Genomic DNA, 16,641 nt, shown 5'->3' on the forward strand with positions numbered 1-16,641 from the left:
TAAACCTATCATGTTAAGGAGCGGATCTCTACAATGCCTAAAAAACAACGTCGCACGTTCACAACCGAGTTTAAAACTCAAATGGTGAAGCTGTATGAAAACGGAAAAACAAGAGCGGCAATTGTGGAGGAATATGACCTCACAGCTTCTGCCCTGGACCGCTGGATCAAGCAAGCACAGACAACCGGTTCTTTCAAGGAAAAGGACAATCGTTCATCAGAAGAAGAGGAATGGATTGCTTTGCGAAAAGAGAACCAACGTCTGAAAATGGAGGTAGATATTTTAAAGCAAGCCGCGCTGATCATGGGACGAAAGTAGCTATCATAAAGAATAATCGTGATAAATACTCGGTATCAGCAATGTGCGACGTCCTGCAAATCGCAAGAAGTACGTTCTACTATGAAGCGAAAGAACGAGCAAAGGAAGAGGAAGTAACCGAAGCGATTGTGGAGATTTTCCAAAAGAATCGTAAGGCCTACGGGACACGAAAGATCAAAGTTAAGCTCCAGGAACGCGGACTCGTCGTCTCCAGACGACGGATTGGTCGGATCATGAAAGAGCAAGGACTCGTTTCCACCTATACCGTGGCTCAATATAAGCCCCATAAAACCGCTTGTAATGAAGCAACGACGGGAAATGTTCTGGATCGAGAATTCGATCAGGAGGAGGCAAAACGCTTCGTCGTCAGCGATCTAACGTATGTGAAGGTCCAGAACCGATGGCATTACATTTGTGTGTTGGTCGATTTATTCAATCGAGAAATTATTGGGCATAGTGCAGGTCCGAACAAGGACGCTGCACTGATTTCCCGCGCTTTTGCGACGGTACAAGGTGATTTACGCCAAATTCAGTGGTTTCATACTGACCGTGGTAGCGAGTTCAACAATCAAAAGATGGATGAGCTTTTGGAGACGTTTGGAATCGGCCGATCACTAAGTATGAAGGGCTGTCCGTACGACAACGCTGTGGCAGAAGCCACCTACAAGATCATGAAAACAGAGTTTGTGAATCAGATGAACTTCCAGAGTCTTCGTCATCTGGAGCTGGAATTATCCGATTACGTGAACTGGTTTAACAAGCATCGTATTCATGGCACCTTAGGCTATATGACGCCTGTTCAGTATCGCCAAGAAGCCCTTATAAAAATTGTCTGATTTAGTGTTGACAATCCATGTTAAGGGCATTCGGTACTGGGTAGCCCCCTCCTCCCCTAATTATTAACCCCCTCAGAGATATTGAGATTATCGAATCTAGGAGAATTATAATTCACTTATGTTATAGGGTTCAGCTGATACAAACCTATCATACCACCCATTTAAAGGTATATATTTAACATTTTGTATTTCTAATTCCTGCGGTCTAAGAACAAAAAACCCCCCTCTCTCTAAGATTCTAATTAGTGGTTCATATACATTTAAATACTCAGTATATTGTGGTTTATTATCAACATATATTGATAGTTGAATATAAAATTCGAATATTTTACTTAAATATTGGTAATTACCAACAAACTCCAACACCTTTGGATTGCAATACATCGAAATAAGTAATTCATTATCAATATCACCAAGTAATTTTGCTATATTAGAAAACATAGGTGGTTGTGGTCTCAGACACTCGTTTTTGTAAAATAACGCCAGTCTTCTTAAAAATTCACAACCCAAATCAGCATCTCCATTTGATACAATAGTACCGACTTCTTCCCATTTAATGCCATTAATTCTCGATACTGCTTTATCTAGGTACACCTTTTTCACCTCGAAATTTAATAGTCTATTTTTTTGTCAATATTTTTTTCATACTCTTTGTACATATCATAATCTGGGAAATCACGAGTTGGTTGTTTATCAGTTAAATTTGCCTTATCATGTGCATTTTTTTCAGGATTTATATCATATCCATTTCCATTCCAAGTAGATGGGTCTCTTAAAGGCATACCTCCATCCATTAATTCTTTTTCCTTTAATTCATGATTCGCAAGTTCCCTAAACCAAGCTTTTTGTCTGTCATTAAGTTCTTTCTTTTGAGCCAATTGCCAAGCATATGCAATATGTGGATCTGCCTGAAAATATAATTCTTCATAAGGCTTACCATTTACAGATAGCTGTTTTGTATCCAAGAACAGGTGCTTCTTCATGTTTAAAACCTGATCCTCTGTCAAACCAGTATTCTTTGCTACAGTCCCAATATCTTCAATACCAGATTTCCTAATTTCAATATATTTCCTTTCAAGAAATGCCTGAAAACCATCCTCTGGGGGTATTATATACTTTTTCATCTCATAAGGATCTGTTAAATACTTATCTTCACCCTTTTTGAGATGATTTTTGCTAATATCGTCCCCCTGGCTATTTAACGATTCAACATGATTAGAACGCCCATCCTGCCCATTAGCTGCTTTTGGTACAGACTTTCCATGAGAAGTATCTTTCCCAGAAGTTCTGCCACCATGTCCCGCCGGTACTCCCCTACCATGCGGGCCACCTTCCCCAGCCCGATTCTTCGAATAGAAATACCCTTCTCCCTTCTGCCAGGCCAGGTAGCGTTGTCCGGTTACGGCATTTTCCATCACGACGAGCTTTCCGTTCAAATACTCGCTCATCTTCTCCAGGAACTTCACAATCGTCTCATTCAAATCTTTCAGCGCATCATCCAGTAGCTTTGCCCTCGTCTTAAACTTCCCGTCCTTGAGCGGGATCCCTCCCAGCCTGTCTTGGGCGGCTGAGCCGAGCAACGGACCGCCTTTTCCTTTTCCGTCGGCATCCCCCTTGCCATGCAGCTGCTTCTTCGCGCCGTCTGGCATGTCCATATCCAGCCTGGTCACTACTTTCCCGGTTTTCAATACCACCGTACCCGTGCCTCCGCTTACAGCAGTTAACCCGGCTTCCAGCACCACCATGTCTTTCTTGAACTCGTTTTGCCCTTTGGCGTAGCTTTCTTCTACGGATCGGGTCCACAAGCCGCCATGCAGATTTTCCTGCTTGTACCGTTCGGCTTTCACGAATGGATCGATGTAATCGTCGTATAATCCATTGACAATCCATGCAGTCGCTCTTCCTGCATCCTGGAGGATTTCCCCAAACGCTTTTTGGCCGGTCGCCACTTCCTCGACGTAAGCGACGGTGTTGGTGTAGCCTTTCACCGCTCCTTTGGCCAGGTTGTTCCGCTCTGTCAGGGAGCCCACTTCGGAGCCACTCACAAACTCATACAACGCTTGGGCATCATCGCCTCCCAGAACCCCCGTCACGACCAGGTCGCCTGCGTCTACCGCCACATTCCACAGGCCCACCAATGTATCTCCCAAGGCATCAAACTTTCCTTGGACCTCGGCCCACTGATTCTCCAGCGTGCGGCGGGCCATGACCGCGAGCACACCGTTTGTCTGCACATCTTGCTCAAACGCACTCAAAATAGGGGGGAACGAATGGCGGGCGCTCGCTTCGAGCTGAATCTTTTCACTGTTCGCGTCGGCCTCTTCCACCAGCTTCAAGGCATCCATTGCCGTTTTGACAAGCAGTCCCTCTGCCCCTGCCAATCGGACGGCGGCACCGCTCAGACTCACGGCTCCCTTTCCCCGGATGCTGACCCGGGAAGCGCTGTTCAAGATGACTCCGGCTTCCTTGTCCATCGAGATGTACAGCATTCCTTCCTGTGCGGTCATGAGCAGCTCTTTGTCGCCCAGGGTAAACTCCTTGCCTTGCGGAATACCAAACGATTTGACTCCCGGGTCTTTCATTTTCTGGGCTTGCTTGCGGGCCGCCTCCCCTTGCGGGACATGGCGGACGGAGTTCAGGACCATGCCGTCGTCTTCTTCCGCGCTGGGAAAGTACAGTTTGACTTTGGAACCGATCTCCGGCATGAGGTATAAAATCTGGTTGCCTTCTGCTGCGTACGGGAACCATTGGGCTTTGCTGGCTTCTTGTTTTTTGTCCATATTCAAATGGATTTTGACCTGATTTCGCGCCACCTGGATGATCTTGCCGTCGATGGCCGCACCGATGATGGCCCGGTTGTACAGCTTCGTCTGTCTCACCGATTCGGGGACGGCACACACATACGTCCATTTTAGCAGCCCTTGCTCCAACGTGCCTGTCACCTTCGTGATAACAAATGTTCGTCCATCGCGCTGCACCTCATCGCCGATGTGCAAAAGCTCGTCGTGCTCGAAGGTGTACGTCGTGTACTGGTACTCGGCGACAGAGGCGGAACCGTTTGCCGCCTTTTTCATATACGGCGCAATCGCACGATTGACCTCGTAGGGAGCATCCTCCAGCTTGATTTGCTTGCGTCCCTCCGGCAGCCCGATCCAAAAACGCACCTTGTGCGCGCTCAAGTCCGGGACCAGAACCGCGCCGACGTGAGAAGCGATTCGTTTGACAAAAGCCCAGTCCGTCTCTTCGTACTGCATGATGAATTTGCCTTGGCGGCGGTCTTCAAACATCTGGTCGATGACATCTCCTCCCGGATACACGGAGAGGATTTCGTCGACCACGTCCCGATAAAACCGATCCACCTGCTGAAAAGAACGGGTCTTCGGGCTTAAATCCATAGCGTAGGTGTGGGAAACGGCCTGGATCGTCACATAATGAATCTCCCGGACGACCTTGACCTCCACATGTTGCAGCCGCCCCATGAAAATCGGCTGTTTCCCTTCAGCAGTCTGCCTGTACAGTTCAATCCAATCATGGCTTCCTGCCTGATGGATGATTTCTTCCTCTTTCTCTTCAGGGACGATCCCTGTCAAGTGCAATGTAGCATGCGTGCCCGTCTGGTGTACAAAATCCAGACGATCCAGCCGAATGGGGCCGTAGGGCCAAACGACTCGCAATGCGTGATATGTCATGACACCATCCGTTGCCTGCATGAAACTCCCCTCCCTCTTTTCCGGTCGCCGGATGGCGTCAATCTTGCCCGTCCGTTTCAATCGTAATGATGCCCGAAGCGGAACAAACCAGTTTCGACTTGCTCAGTAAAGCCGGCTCGTTGTCGATCAGCACATCCTCTTTTCCGTCTGACCACTTGAACGGTGTCTGCGGTACACAGACGTCTCCGGTCAGCTTGCAAAAGCCAAAGCAGCCGATATTTTGACCCGATACGTGATCGGCGATGTTCATGACGGGTTTTCCCCGGCTGTACACCCCATGGCAGGTGGGCAAGTTCAGCACGCCAGGGTCTGTTCCTTGCGTGCATTTTGCCGTCGCTCCCCGTACGACATACGAATACTCCACGCCAAAAATTCCAGCACACAGTGCTCGTAGGAAACTATCCGACATATGCCTCTCTCCTTTCCCCATCAAGGACAAAAAGCTTACGCGCTCTCAATCACCCGAAGTGTCCGGATCAATGCGTTCGCCAAAGGCTGCCATAGCGACGCTTCCCTTGCCGGAAACACCAGGCTGCCAAAAAAGGCTCTCCCCATTACCGCAGTCGCAAACATGATCTGATAATAGGGGTCATTTTCCATCGGAACGACGTATTCACAGATCGCTACCCGCAGCCCCTCATGCTCCCACCAATCGTTGCTCACGATTTGCAAGCCTGGTGTCTTCTTTTTGATCTGCGCTGTCATCGCTTGCAAAAAGCTTTCGCTTTCCTTCATCGACAGAGGGTGCGTCATATGGTTAAGCCCCAGCAAAATCGTGCCTTCTTTATCCTGGCAAACCAATTGCTCGTGTGGCTGGGCTGCCCTGCTTTGGCTCATCAGCCCCTTTGGAACGAGGTGAAGCGAGCAGGGGAGAATCATGCGTACCCGCTCGTCGAAAAACATTCTCTCGGAAAATGCGAGCGTGCGTCCCTCGTATTCCAGGCGGCCTTGCTCCGCTGCCGCCAAGCACGCTTCCCAGGTCAACGGCGGTTTTTGCTGATTCCTTTCCTCCCATTGCTGCCGAAGCTGAATTTCATTCCACACATCCAAAATTTTTTCATCCCAGTAAGTTGTCATATCTCCCTCCCGGGCTCGATCTCCACTTTTTGCAAGACAAATCCTGTCAAGCCTCTACGCAGAAAACTTTCCGCCGCATCCAGACTCACCACAATATATGGCTCCAAAATGCCTTGTACGGAAAAGACATGATGCTTCCTTGCCTTTTCATAGTCCAGCACCATCCGCTTTAATGCCCCATTCTGGTGAAACTCGCTGCTTTGGGACAAAACGTCTACAGCCGGAACCTGCATGAGCCAGTACACATGCCGGTCGTTTTGCTGTCGATCGATCAGATCGACACGCTTCCAGCGAATGCCCAGATTGTATTTGGCCGTGATCGATTTCATCCGGTCAGACAGCATCACTGTCGGTCTTTCCAGCCAATCCGGGTAGGCCAAGGCTCCCTCTGACTGAACTTCCAGAACAGTTATGGGCAAAAGCGCCTCCATTCCCCCTTCCAGTGAAAGTCCCGAAGGCTGCACCTTCCGCGAGATACGCCTGTCTTCCGTGAGCAAATAGTAATCCCGCACAGCGATCGCCTCCTTTACTCCGCTATCCAGTGAATTTCTTTCCGTTGCGGTTCGGTCAGCTCATAACGATCCTGATCTCGTTCCAAAAACATTGCCTGGTGCAAATTTGCTCCGTAGAAGCTTGCCTTGTATAAGCGGGCATGGCGGAAGTCCGCTCCCTCCAAATTCGCCTCATCAAAGCGAATTCCGAGCAAGCCAGGCTGTCGGTACAGCCTGTCATCGCTTGTTTGTCCATCCGCATAAGAAAAATTAGCACCGCGCAAGTCACTTTGGCGAAAATCAGCATCGGCCAGTAACGAATGGCGAAAGTCCGCGTTTGCCAGACTACTGCCGCCCCAGCGCGTACCGATCAGCACACAGTGACGGAACTCGCCATTCTCCAGATCACTTCTGCTAAAATCGGTGTACCGCAAGTCCATCTCGTTTGCTTTGAGTTGTCGCAGACGCATGTTGGCAAATGTTTCGTGCGTGCAATACGAGTCTTTCGCCTGTTCCAGTAGCCTGCGCGCTTCCTGTTCTTCTCGCGGGAGACGGTCTTCCACATATACCGACTCGCTGATGTCCTTGAACTCCCCCACGCGAATTTGGAAGCGCTGCGCTTTGTCCAATTGCTGATACTCCGGCAGCCTTACCACCTCCGGGATAGACAGACGGACAAGAGCGGAAATGAACTGGGTAAAATAATCCAGTTCTTTTAGAAGAAGCCGCTCCACATCCGGCGCATCCAGCACACCGATGTACTTTTTGCGCTGCTCATCCAAAAGCTGTAAAAGCGAGGGGAACCCTTGAAAAGCCCATCCTGCGTCGTAGCTGCCAAAGCACTCTATACCTTCCCAGTACCATTTATCTGTATATGCCTCGATCAAATAACGGTTGGAACCGTCAAGCACCGCTGTGCGCAGCAGCGAAAAGTGGAGAAATCCGATAGCTGGCATGGCGCCATGATCCTGCATGGTTTTGATTTTGATGGCCATCTGTCGTATGGACTGTACAAAATCATCGACAAGCCTCTCCTTGTTTTTCAGAAAAAAGGATTCTAGCGCCGCAACCCGTTTTTCCAATTCCGGCAAACAAACTTGCTCGTACAGGTGGCGAAGTGCCTCCTCTTTTTTCATGGCTGCATATGCCCCCTAGTTCATCTTGATTTCCGACCCTTTCAGTTCGATTTTGTCTTCCAGCGTAATCGTGTTTCCTTTTCCGATAAGCTCTATTTTTTGGGCGTCGATGTGTATCGTGTTTCCGGACATGCTGATCTGTTGCCCAGCGGTAATGTTCACATTTTGGTTGCTCACAATGGAGATCCCGTGATGATCGCTAATTGTAATCGACATTTCGCCAGCGGAAATGACGATTTTATCAGGCGCAAGCATGATCTCTTTTCCATATTTCGTGCGAAACGTCTTGATGGCCGGGTCTTTCATTCGATCGTTTCCGCCGCCCCCTGCGCCGGCAGTCCCTCCCCCTGAACTGCCTGACTTTTTGGAGGCTGCCGGTTTGGCATCGGGAATTTCTTTCAAAACAGAGCTGATAGCAATTCCTTCCTCTTCCTTTTTACTCGGGAAATAAATCCGGATTTGATCGTTAACCTCTGGCATAACATACCAGCCGGTCTGGTTTTCGGACGTATAAATCGTCGAGTACGGAAACCAATACGCCGTGCTTTGATCCTGTTGGTCATCCATGTCCAACTTTGCCCGTATATTGTCATTTTTCACCTGGATGACACGCCCCTGGATAGAAGCACCGATGATTGCGTGATTGTACATTTTCTTCCGGTGCAAACCTCCCCGTGGATAAAGCTTGTAGGTGTGCGTCAAGAGGCCGTCCTTGATTTCCGACACAGCTTCGCCAACCACGAGCTGCCTGTTCTTGAACTGCACTTCATTTCCTACTTCCAGAACTTGTTCGCTCTCCACTTCATAAACGGTATAGTCCTGCTCATTGATTCCCGGAATTTTGTTCTCGGCATCGCTTTGGTACTCGCCTACGCGCTTATGTACGATGTAGTGGGCTGCGGTCAGCTTGCCTTTATCCTGGCCACTGGGAAGGCCAAAGAAAAATTTAGGTTGAGGAAAAAGAGTAGTAGCGACCAACCCTGTATAAAATCGCGAGGCCATCCTTTTGAGAAATTGCCAATCGGTTTCCTCGTACTGCATGATAAATGTGCCAAGTGTTTTTCCATTAGTAACCGAATCAATAAAATCCGCATTTCCATACGTGGACAGCACAGTCTTCACGAGATTGGCATACGTCATCGCCGGGTTTTGAAAGGAGCGCTTTTTCGTTTTCACATCCAGCAAATAGGTGTAAGAAACTGCTTCGACCGACAAATAATAAACGCCGCGACTTGCTTTGACATTGACACGCAGCACAATCCCCTCAAACCATGCTTTTGGCTTCCCTGTCTCGTCCATTAAAGCGATTTTAATAGGTGTGTGCGAACTGGTTTGATTCACATAGGTATCTTTTAGCTCTTCCGGAATGATACCTGTGAACCAAAGTCGCGCGTGCTCATTCATTTTTTTCACGACTTTCAACGTTTGCAAATGAGTCAGCTCATATGGTGTCACCTGGATGTTTTTATAAGTAAAAAGCTGGTTGCTCATCGAATCCCCTCCTGTCTGGCTATACGTTCAATCTGTCCTGACCTGCTTAATCCACAATCACCCGCTGCCGCCCGGACGCCCTCCACTCCTGTCTGGGCTTGTTCCCGTTCTTCGCTTCCTCCAAGATGCGCCCCAAATATTTGACGATCTGCAGATTGGTGCCCGGACGGTAATTGCTCCCCAAACGGCTGCTTATATAATGAAGAATCAGGTTGCGCTCGACTCTGTCCGCGTTGATCCCTTGCATGGCGAAGGCGAGATCGTAAGCGTTTGTCGTCCCGGTTTTCAGCAGTTCGTAGGAAAAGTAGCGCAGGATCGCCGGGGCAAGCGTCGGCTGCTCGTAGCCGGCATGCTCCACGTTTGCAAAAATCCACGTGTTGAATTCCGTGAGCAGATCGAGAAAATACGGGTAGTCCGCGCGCAGTCTGGCTCCTTCCTTGAGCTTGAAGCGGCCCAGCTCGCGCTCATTTTCGCTGATGGTTGTCTCCGAATCGAGCACATAGGACGTCTCGTAGGAAAAAAAGTCGGTCAACGTCGCCTGCTCGGCAAAACGGATTTTCAGCACCGTCTCGTCGCCTGTCGCCGTGTAGGGCAGGCGTTCTTCGCGCTCGAACAAATACACGCGGCCACGATGCTTGACGATCCCCTTGCCGACGATGAGATGCCGGTCGTCTACCGTGACGTCCATGCCGGAAATGATGCCGTCGCTGTACATCTGAAAATGCAAGTCGACAAAATGTCTGGGGTAATCCCGCAAATTTTCAAGCATCTCTCGCTTGAGAATTCGCCCCTTGTGAAACTGGGGATGGAGATGGGAAAACACCGCTGTTCCCCCCTTTTTCGTTCAATATGGCTCTCTCGTTATTTCATCCCGTCAAAGAAATCTAGCTCGGACAGGTCGCTTTCAAATGGACAGAACACTTTTTTGCCCAAAAACAACTGCTCGTTTTGCCGCGCGACCGGAAGTACATGGAAGCCCCATTCGTTGCCGCTGGAAAAGACGAAAAACTTGACCTCGCCGTTTTGGATCGAGTCGGTTTCCTCCTGCGGAATATGTCGGCCGTACTTGGCGCGGATGTCTTCGTAGAGCACGGGCTTGTAATAGGTCCGGTCGTCTGTGTACAAATAGCGCTTGCGCAAAAGTCCGTCGCTTTCCTTGAGGAAAAACTCCACCTCGCTGACTCCGAACGGGCGCGAGATGGCTCCGTGCACGTGGCTCAGCTTTTCCTGGCTGCGGATCAGCACGCGCTCCTGCTTGTTGTGGGTAAAAGCGGTCACGGAATACGGAACGACAGGCGCGTGATTGGTAATGTGCGCTTCGATGAAACCAGCCTTTTTCGCGCTCTGGTAGCGTAACGCTCCGCGCAGGCAGGACAGCTTCAAGTCCGGCACTTTGCCTGTCTCCTCTGACCGTTGGCGAAACTCGATGCTGCGGCCTGGCACGAACTCCTTCAACGCTTCGCGGAACACGTCAATCCGGCACGACTGCCCCGTCAGCTTGATGATCGAGAAGTCCGCCAGCCTTCCCTCCTGGTAAAAGTCGTCCAGGAAAACGCGCAAAATCTCGTAAATGTCCGCTTTAATCAAGTGATTGATCTCTTTGCTGGTGAACACGACGTCAGGAAAGTCGTACACATCGCGGAAGCGGCCGTCCTCGCGAATGGACAGCACCCACCGTTCCACTGCGGTCAGCTTCAAATCCTGCTCCTGACGCTGCTCGCCTTCGGTAGTGAAGCGATTGCGCAAAATGCCTGTCTGGCGGAAAAATTCCTTTTTCATCTGCTCCGCGAGGTCCCACAAAAAGTAAAAGTTGTTGCGGACGCGCTGGTAGTCGTCGCGGCTCTTGTTTTCGTAGGCTTTGTAGCAGGTGGGCAAAATCGCCTCGGCCTCGCGGTACCGCTCTTCAAACCGTTCATAGACGGAGTCGACGCCAAACTCATCTACATGCCGGAAAATTTCCGAGCCGGGAATGTCGATGAGCTGGTCGATGTCGGTTGTGTGCCGGCCTTTGCTGTAGTAGTCCGCAAAGACGATTTTCATGAACTGCATGATCCGGTAGGTGATGTTGTTGCCGCCAAAGTTCGTATCGCCGTTTTCGTAGGTCGTGCTGATGTCGATGCGATACGAAATGTGGCCGTCTTCGATGCGGAAGCTGCACGATGACAAGTCTGTCGTTCCGCCGCCGCAGTCAATGACAAGCGCCTGGTACGTCTCGCCGTCGAGGAAGCTGTCTTTGTCGATTTGGTCGGCAATCGTGTTGAACAGCACAGCCATTCCTTCATCGAGCGCGTCTTCTGTTTCGATGCGGTACTCCGGCAAAATTTCGGTAAACATCTCGATAAACTGTGTTTTCAGCTTGACCGGACTGGTGATGTGCAGGTGGCGAAAACGGCATTTGAATTGATGCTCTGCCCTCTGGATGACGTAGAGCAGGTAGTGGCGCAAAATGTCGCTGCGCTTGACCATCGCGGTATTGCCCTGGCCGTCCATGACCTCTTCCAGCTTGTGGTAGCTGTTCACCCAGCGTTTGATGCCCATGAACACCGTCGCATGCGAGCTGTATCCGTTCTTTTTCATGTGGCGCAACGCTTCATAGCCGACGTGGAAGCGGACGTCATGCGGCGAGGAACAATCCGCCACACTGACGACTGTCGGCAGTACCTCGATCCATTCCTCCTTCTTTTGCGTCGTGTCCGGGAACGAAACGTAATTGATCGCATTTAGCTTGATCCGGCCATTCAGCAAATCGTTGCCAGGAGGGGCGCTGACGTATTCGTGGTCCAAAAAAGCGCCAGCCGTTGTCGAGGATGTGCCAAAATCAATCGCCAGCACCGCGTCCGTCTCTTCCAGCTCCCGGATTTCCAGATCGGCGACAGGCACTTTGTAATAGTGCAGATTGGTCGGCGGCAGCGGCTTGTCTTCGCTGTACGCTTTGTACAGGTAGTCCGAGTCCTGCTTGCGGAAAAAAAGCAGACTGTAGCTCTGGTTCACCGTTTTCCGCAACGGAACGTCCTTGTGCGACAGCAGCCAGTAGTGCCCTGGCTTGTCGTCGTCTTTTCGCAGCTGCAAAATTCCGCACAGCTCCATGTAGTCATTGACCAGAAGGACATTGGATTCGGCCAGACCTTGGGCCGACTCCACCCGATAATCGTCCTGTCTGTTGACAGCCAGCCCGACATACAACGTCATCTTGGCCGGAATTTTGATGGAGTCCGCCCCAGGCAGCGGCGTGTTCAAGTACGTATGCAAAGCCGCTTCGATCCGCTCAAAGCCGCCCTCCACATCCGACTCGATAAACATGCTTTCTTCGGCGCCGCGGAATCGCAGGATCGTTTGCAGCAGTCCTTCCCGGTCGAGATTGTTTACCACCGAGCCAACCAGCTTTTCCTTGTGGCAAATGTTGCGCAACTGAAAGGTCGTCATCTCCATCAGCTCATCCCGCGTATAGGTCGTTTCGCTCTGCTGGACGTTGATGTTGCCTTTTTGGAGATGAAGCTTGTACGATAATTTTCTCATGACTCCGATCCTCCCACACTCACACGGCTTTCTCTCAAACTTTCATGCGGTCTGTTAGTACAGGGCGATACTTTCGATCTGCATCGTTTCCTCGACATCGAGGATGCCGAAGTGGTTTCGCCAATATATTTCCGTCTGGAAGCGGACAGGCAGAAAAATATCCAGAATCAGCGCCAGCCTGGCGCGTGCTGCGTCTGTCTCCGTCTGTCCGACGTAGATCAGCAGCTCGTCTTTTTCCTCGCAGTTGGCGTAGATGGTAGAGTGAGGAAAAATTTTTCGCATCGTATCGCGGAGCAGGTAAACCGCTTCTCCTGTCTCATAAAGCCGCAGCAGATTTCCGGCAATAATCTCCTGTTCGTCACGGGTGAACAGCCGGATGTTTTCCGCTGCCTGACTGCCGAACAGTCCCGCCTCCAGATCGCGCAAAACAAAGCGAATGTAGTATTCTCGCTTGTTCATCCCTTGTGTCAGGTCGATCTCGGCCAACAGGTGTGTCACGATGTCAAACAAGACCTGACGCAGTTCGGACTCGCCCGTGTAGTTGACGTCAAACAGCTCGCGGAAAATGTCCTCAAAACGGTAGAACGGGTTTACCTCTACCGTCTTGTCCACCGTTTTCGCGTTGATTGCCTCCAGACTCAGCTCCATGTACGGCGAGTATACCTTTGCGGCTTTGAACTTCAGCTCTTCTTTGGCAATTCCGGCTCGCCTGGCCTTGATGACCAGATCCCAGATGTAGTTCACGCCCATTCTCCTTCGCACTTGTATTCCGGGAAGTACATCTGAATCTCGGAGACGAGAAAGCTCATCATGTCTTCCAAAATAAAGCTGTCTGCCCCGCGTCGGCGAAAGCCGAGCTGCATGATTTTTTTGTCGTGCTCCACGCGGACATTGTCGCTGATGAACGGGTTCATTTCGTACGTAGCGGAAGTGCGCCCGCCTTTTTCGCGAATCTCTACGTGCACAAGCTCCAGTTGCTCCGCCGCTTCAAAGGAATGGACGATGCGGATGATCTCGCCTTTGGCCCGCACCGGCATTCCTTGCTTGCGGGCGAAGCTGCCCACGAAGCTGCTTTTGCGACGGTTGGACACCAGCGCGTATTGCAGACGCGATGTCGGGGTCGCGACAGGCTGGGTGATTTTGCAGACGTTCCAGATGCCCGATTTTTCCTGGGGGGAGACAATGGTCAGTTCTTCTGCCGAGCGCTTGATATAGCGGATCAGCGCTTCATCCCCGTCTACGAGATAGCCGTGCTGGCTTCCTGTCTTGCGCAGCGACAACACATGCTCGAAGTTCACCCGGTCGATTGCTGGCACGGGAAAGCCGATGTTTTTCAAGGCCAGCCGCTCGATGTTCCAGAGCGGGATGACATCCAGCTTTTTGTACGGCTCCCATTCTTCCAGGTGCACCGTCACCTCCGCGATCTCCTCGTCTTCGCCCAACTCCCCCTCGCAGGAGACGAGGACGACATCGAAGAACTTGTTCGCATACGGATGATTCACGGTTTTCCACGGCATGCCGTTTTTCAAGAACATGTTGTACAGCTTTTCCAGCTCGTCGATGTACAGCGTGTTTTGCTGCAAACGCACCTCAACCGGGTATGACTTTTCTGTCGTCGTCAATCGGCCCTTGAATGTGCGGTTGCTGTTTATCAGCTCTTGAATCCGGCTGTAGCCGCACTCCATAAATATGGTCATGAGCACCGCCTGTTCCTGACGGGTGAGCTGTTCATGCAAAGCCTTGCGATCACACAGCTTTCTTTGTTCGTCGCCGGGAATCATCGGGTACAAAAAGTCGTGGATGGGATCGAAATCGTCGCGATGGCAGAGCGTTACGTATATATCGAGCTTGTCTTCCTTGTCCTCGAATTCGGAAAAGACGCGCTGCTCCAGCTTTTTTTGCATTTCCTCCTGATATTCCACGAGGTGCAAAAAGACGCTGTTCATCATCTGCTTTAATATCCTGCGCTGTTCCAGGTCCTCCATTTTGTTCAAACGGTCGAGTACGATTTCTTTCATCATGGGGTGGTGACAGCCTCCTTTTGCGCCGGATTGGCTGTTGGTTCAGCTGGCTTGCTCCCGGTCCCGTCCGGCTGGGCGGAGGGAGCCGGATTGGTGGCTTTCCCCTTATTAGTCAAGGGGGACTCGGCGGCAGGAGCCGTAGGTGACGAAACAGAGCTGGCACTACCATTTCCTTGATTGCCCGTTGGCGGCAACACAACAGGAGCCGGATTCGCTGCTGGAGTTGAGCTGGCTCCAGCCCCCGAATTTGGCGCGGATGTCGGAGCAACAGGGGCCTGGGGCACTGCTGAAGCCGGGTTGGCTCCATTCCCTGCATTCGTTCCGGATGTCGGAGCAGCAGAAGCCGGGGGCGCTGCCGGAGCTGGACTCGTGGCATTTACCGGGTTGGCCGCTTGTGGCTGGACAGCCTGCGGAACAGTCTGGCCCACTGGCGGTGCGGCGGCTGGTGCTGCTGCGGCAGGCGGGTTCAGTTTTTCCTCTGCTTTCGTCACCTTGCGCTCCATCGCCAGTACCTTTTCCAACACGCCGATTTCCTGATAGATCTCCTGTGCCATCGTGAACGATTCGATTGCACCGGCAAAGTCACCCGCAGCATAGCTGTCGTCGCCTTTTTTCTCCAGCTTGTCGGCGGAAAGCATTTTTTGCTCCTTGGTAATGCCCGTCTTTTTGGACCCGACCTCATCGAGCTTGGCCCGAATCTCTTTTTCTCCTGTGAGAAAGCCCGATTCCAGTGCCAGCTTTCTCGCTTTTTGGTAAAACGCCTCCGCACCCTCGTAATCCTGTGCCTCAAGCAGCATGTCGCCTTCCTTTTTCCATTGCAGGACGAGCAGGTACGACTCTACCTTTTCCTTTTTAGCTGCGATCTCCGGCTCGTTGAAATCATCGCGGCCCTTCATTTCCTTCAGCGCCTTGTCGTACTTTTCCAGCGCCTTTGTATACTGCTCGTCCTTCATCGCCGTATCTCCGTCGACGATGAGCTGGGTAATGCGCTGCTTTTTGTTCAAGAGCGCCGCGTGCACCTTGTCCTTGACGATGTTCGCCATGTTTCTCGCTTCGCTGTACTCTTTCAGCGCCTTGGGGTAGTCGCTTTCTTCGATATACGCATCCCCGTTCTGTTCATGCTCGAACATGCCTGTCGCCGCTTCCGCGATTCTCTCGGCCTCCTTCATCTTGAACAAAAGTGCGCCGCCGCCAGTCAAGGCGAGCAGCAGGACGATGAGCGCCACTCGCTTGATGATGCGCCATTTTTTCTGCGGGTCGATTTTGAATATTTTGTTTGCAAAAATGGCAGCGGCGGTATAGTTGTTCACCACCCGCTGCTGCTTGCCAAGTAGCACGTCCTCCAGCGTATCGAGCAGCGCCGTGGGATCTTTTGCCTCTTCCAGCGCATCCTGCATCTCGGCCGAATCGACTCTCTCCCACAAGCCGGGGGTCGTCAGCAGGAGGACATCGCCGTCGTAGAGCGGCAGCTTTTTCGATATGTACGGTCGAAACTCGCCCGGCGTGCCCAAATAGCTCAACAGATTGTGGCGTTCCTCGTGATGATCGAGCACGTCCTCCGCGATTTCCTCCCGATCTGCCATCTGCTGGGACAAACTCTGGTCCTTGCTGCGCAGATGCAGCCGTCCGTTGCGAAACAAGTACAGCCGCGTATTGCCCGCCACGCCGTAAACCACGCGGGCATAGTCGGTGACGATCAGCGTCAGGCTGGCCTTCAGCCGCACCCGATAGCTTTCCTCCTTCAGCACGCGATGCGCCTCGCGCAAATAGCGGCTGATGCGATAACGGGAAAGCGACGGCTTTTGCATAAAGTGTCCCAGCACGGCTTTCGCTGCCAGCTCGGCGCTCTCCACCTCCTGATCGTTGTCCAGGCCGCGGGCGATTACCCAGCAGGCAATATCGTCCAGCTCGGTATAGGCAAAGTAATCCTTGTTGCGCACATGCGTGCCTGATTCGGACAAAAATCCGGTTACAAAATCACTGTTGTCCCTTCTCATCCTTAACTACCCGCTCCTCCTTGTCGTCCGGATGCCGATCGCCTTTTT

General features: G+C 51.4%; 13 protein-coding genes. 1 reads left to right on the plus strand and 12 read right to left on the minus strand.

Features of this window, described 5'->3' with window-relative positions; genetic code table 11:
* Positions 1 to 33: 33 nt before the first annotated feature.
* Positions 34 to 1,154, plus strand: a protein-coding gene (locus tag AAFJ72_RS16685) for an IS3 family transposase (RefSeq protein WP_432774819.1) whose coding sequence is annotated in 2 segments (ribosomal slippage) — positions 34 to 283 and positions 283 to 1,154 — 1,122 coding nt in all. Because the reading frame shifts where the segments join, the coding sequence is not laid out codon by codon here.
* 105 nt (positions 1,155 to 1,259) lie between these two features.
* Here AAFJ72_RS16685 and AAFJ72_RS16690 read toward each other — a convergent pair.
* The 12 genes from AAFJ72_RS16690 to AAFJ72_RS16745 form a co-directional block, all read right to left on the minus strand.
* Positions 1,260 to 1,748 carry a hypothetical protein gene (locus AAFJ72_RS16690; RefSeq protein WP_432774820.1) on the minus strand — a complete coding sequence of 163 codons (489 nt, stop codon included), beginning with the start codon at positions 1,746 to 1,748 and terminating at the stop codon, positions 1,260 to 1,262.
* Between the two features lie 17 nt (positions 1,749 to 1,765).
* Entirely contained in the window at positions 1,766 to 4,864 is a 3,099-nt protein-coding gene (locus tag AAFJ72_RS16695; RefSeq protein WP_432774822.1) for a late control protein, read from the minus strand.
* 37 nt (positions 4,865 to 4,901) lie between these two features.
* Positions 4,902 to 5,228 (minus strand): DUF4280 domain-containing protein, encoded by a 327-nt coding sequence (locus AAFJ72_RS16700; RefSeq protein ID WP_432774824.1) that lies wholly within the window; start codon positions 5,226 to 5,228, stop codon positions 4,902 to 4,904.
* An 80-nt stretch (positions 5,229 to 5,308) separates the two neighbouring features.
* Positions 5,309 to 5,941 carry a hypothetical protein gene (locus AAFJ72_RS16705; RefSeq protein WP_432774825.1) on the minus strand — a complete coding sequence of 211 codons (633 nt, stop codon included), beginning with the start codon at positions 5,939 to 5,941 and terminating at the stop codon, positions 5,309 to 5,311.
* Positions 5,938 to 6,453 (minus strand): imm11 family protein, encoded by a 516-nt coding sequence (locus AAFJ72_RS16710; protein WP_432774827.1) that lies wholly within the window; start codon positions 6,451 to 6,453, stop codon positions 5,938 to 5,940. The genes AAFJ72_RS16705 and AAFJ72_RS16710 overlap by 4 nt, the downstream gene beginning before the upstream one ends.
* Positions 6,454 to 6,467: 14 nt before the next feature.
* Positions 6,468 to 7,568, minus strand: a complete 1,101-nt coding sequence (locus AAFJ72_RS16715; RefSeq protein WP_432774828.1) for a pentapeptide repeat-containing protein — start codon at positions 7,566 to 7,568, stop codon at positions 6,468 to 6,470.
* 15 nt (positions 7,569 to 7,583) lie between these two features.
* Positions 7,584 to 9,059 carry a contractile injection system protein, VgrG/Pvc8 family gene (locus tag AAFJ72_RS16720; RefSeq protein WP_432774829.1) on the minus strand — a complete coding sequence of 492 codons (1,476 nt, stop codon included), beginning with the start codon at positions 9,057 to 9,059 and terminating at the stop codon, positions 7,584 to 7,586.
* 46 nt (positions 9,060 to 9,105) lie between these two features.
* Positions 9,106 to 9,882, minus strand: a complete 777-nt coding sequence (locus tag AAFJ72_RS16725; protein WP_432774831.1) for a DNA and RNA helicase — start codon at positions 9,880 to 9,882, stop codon at positions 9,106 to 9,108.
* A gap of 38 nt (positions 9,883 to 9,920) precedes the next feature.
* Complete coding sequence (locus tag AAFJ72_RS16730; protein WP_432774832.1) at positions 9,921 to 12,575, minus strand: molecular chaperone; 2,655 nt, start codon at positions 12,573 to 12,575, stop codon at positions 9,921 to 9,923.
* Positions 12,576 to 12,629: 54 nt separating this feature from the next.
* Positions 12,630 to 13,325, minus strand: a complete 696-nt coding sequence (locus tag AAFJ72_RS16735) for an iron-dependent peroxidase (protein WP_432774833.1) — start codon at positions 13,323 to 13,325, stop codon at positions 12,630 to 12,632.
* Positions 13,316 to 14,593, minus strand: coding sequence for a normocyte-binding protein (locus AAFJ72_RS16740; RefSeq protein ID WP_432777210.1), 1,278 nt, complete (start codon positions 14,591 to 14,593; stop codon positions 13,316 to 13,318). Before AAFJ72_RS16740 ends, AAFJ72_RS16735 begins: the two co-directional genes overlap by 10 nt.
* Positions 14,593 to 16,593, minus strand: a complete 2,001-nt coding sequence (locus AAFJ72_RS16745; protein ID WP_432774835.1) for a serine/threonine protein phosphatase — start codon at positions 16,591 to 16,593, stop codon at positions 14,593 to 14,595. Before AAFJ72_RS16745 ends, AAFJ72_RS16740 begins: the two co-directional genes overlap by 1 nt.
* Positions 16,594 to 16,641 lie beyond the last annotated feature (48 nt).

This window comes from Brevibacillus gelatini, assembly GCF_050920745.1.
Lineage (GTDB): Bacteria > Bacillota > Bacilli > Brevibacillales > Brevibacillaceae > Brevibacillus > Brevibacillus gelatini.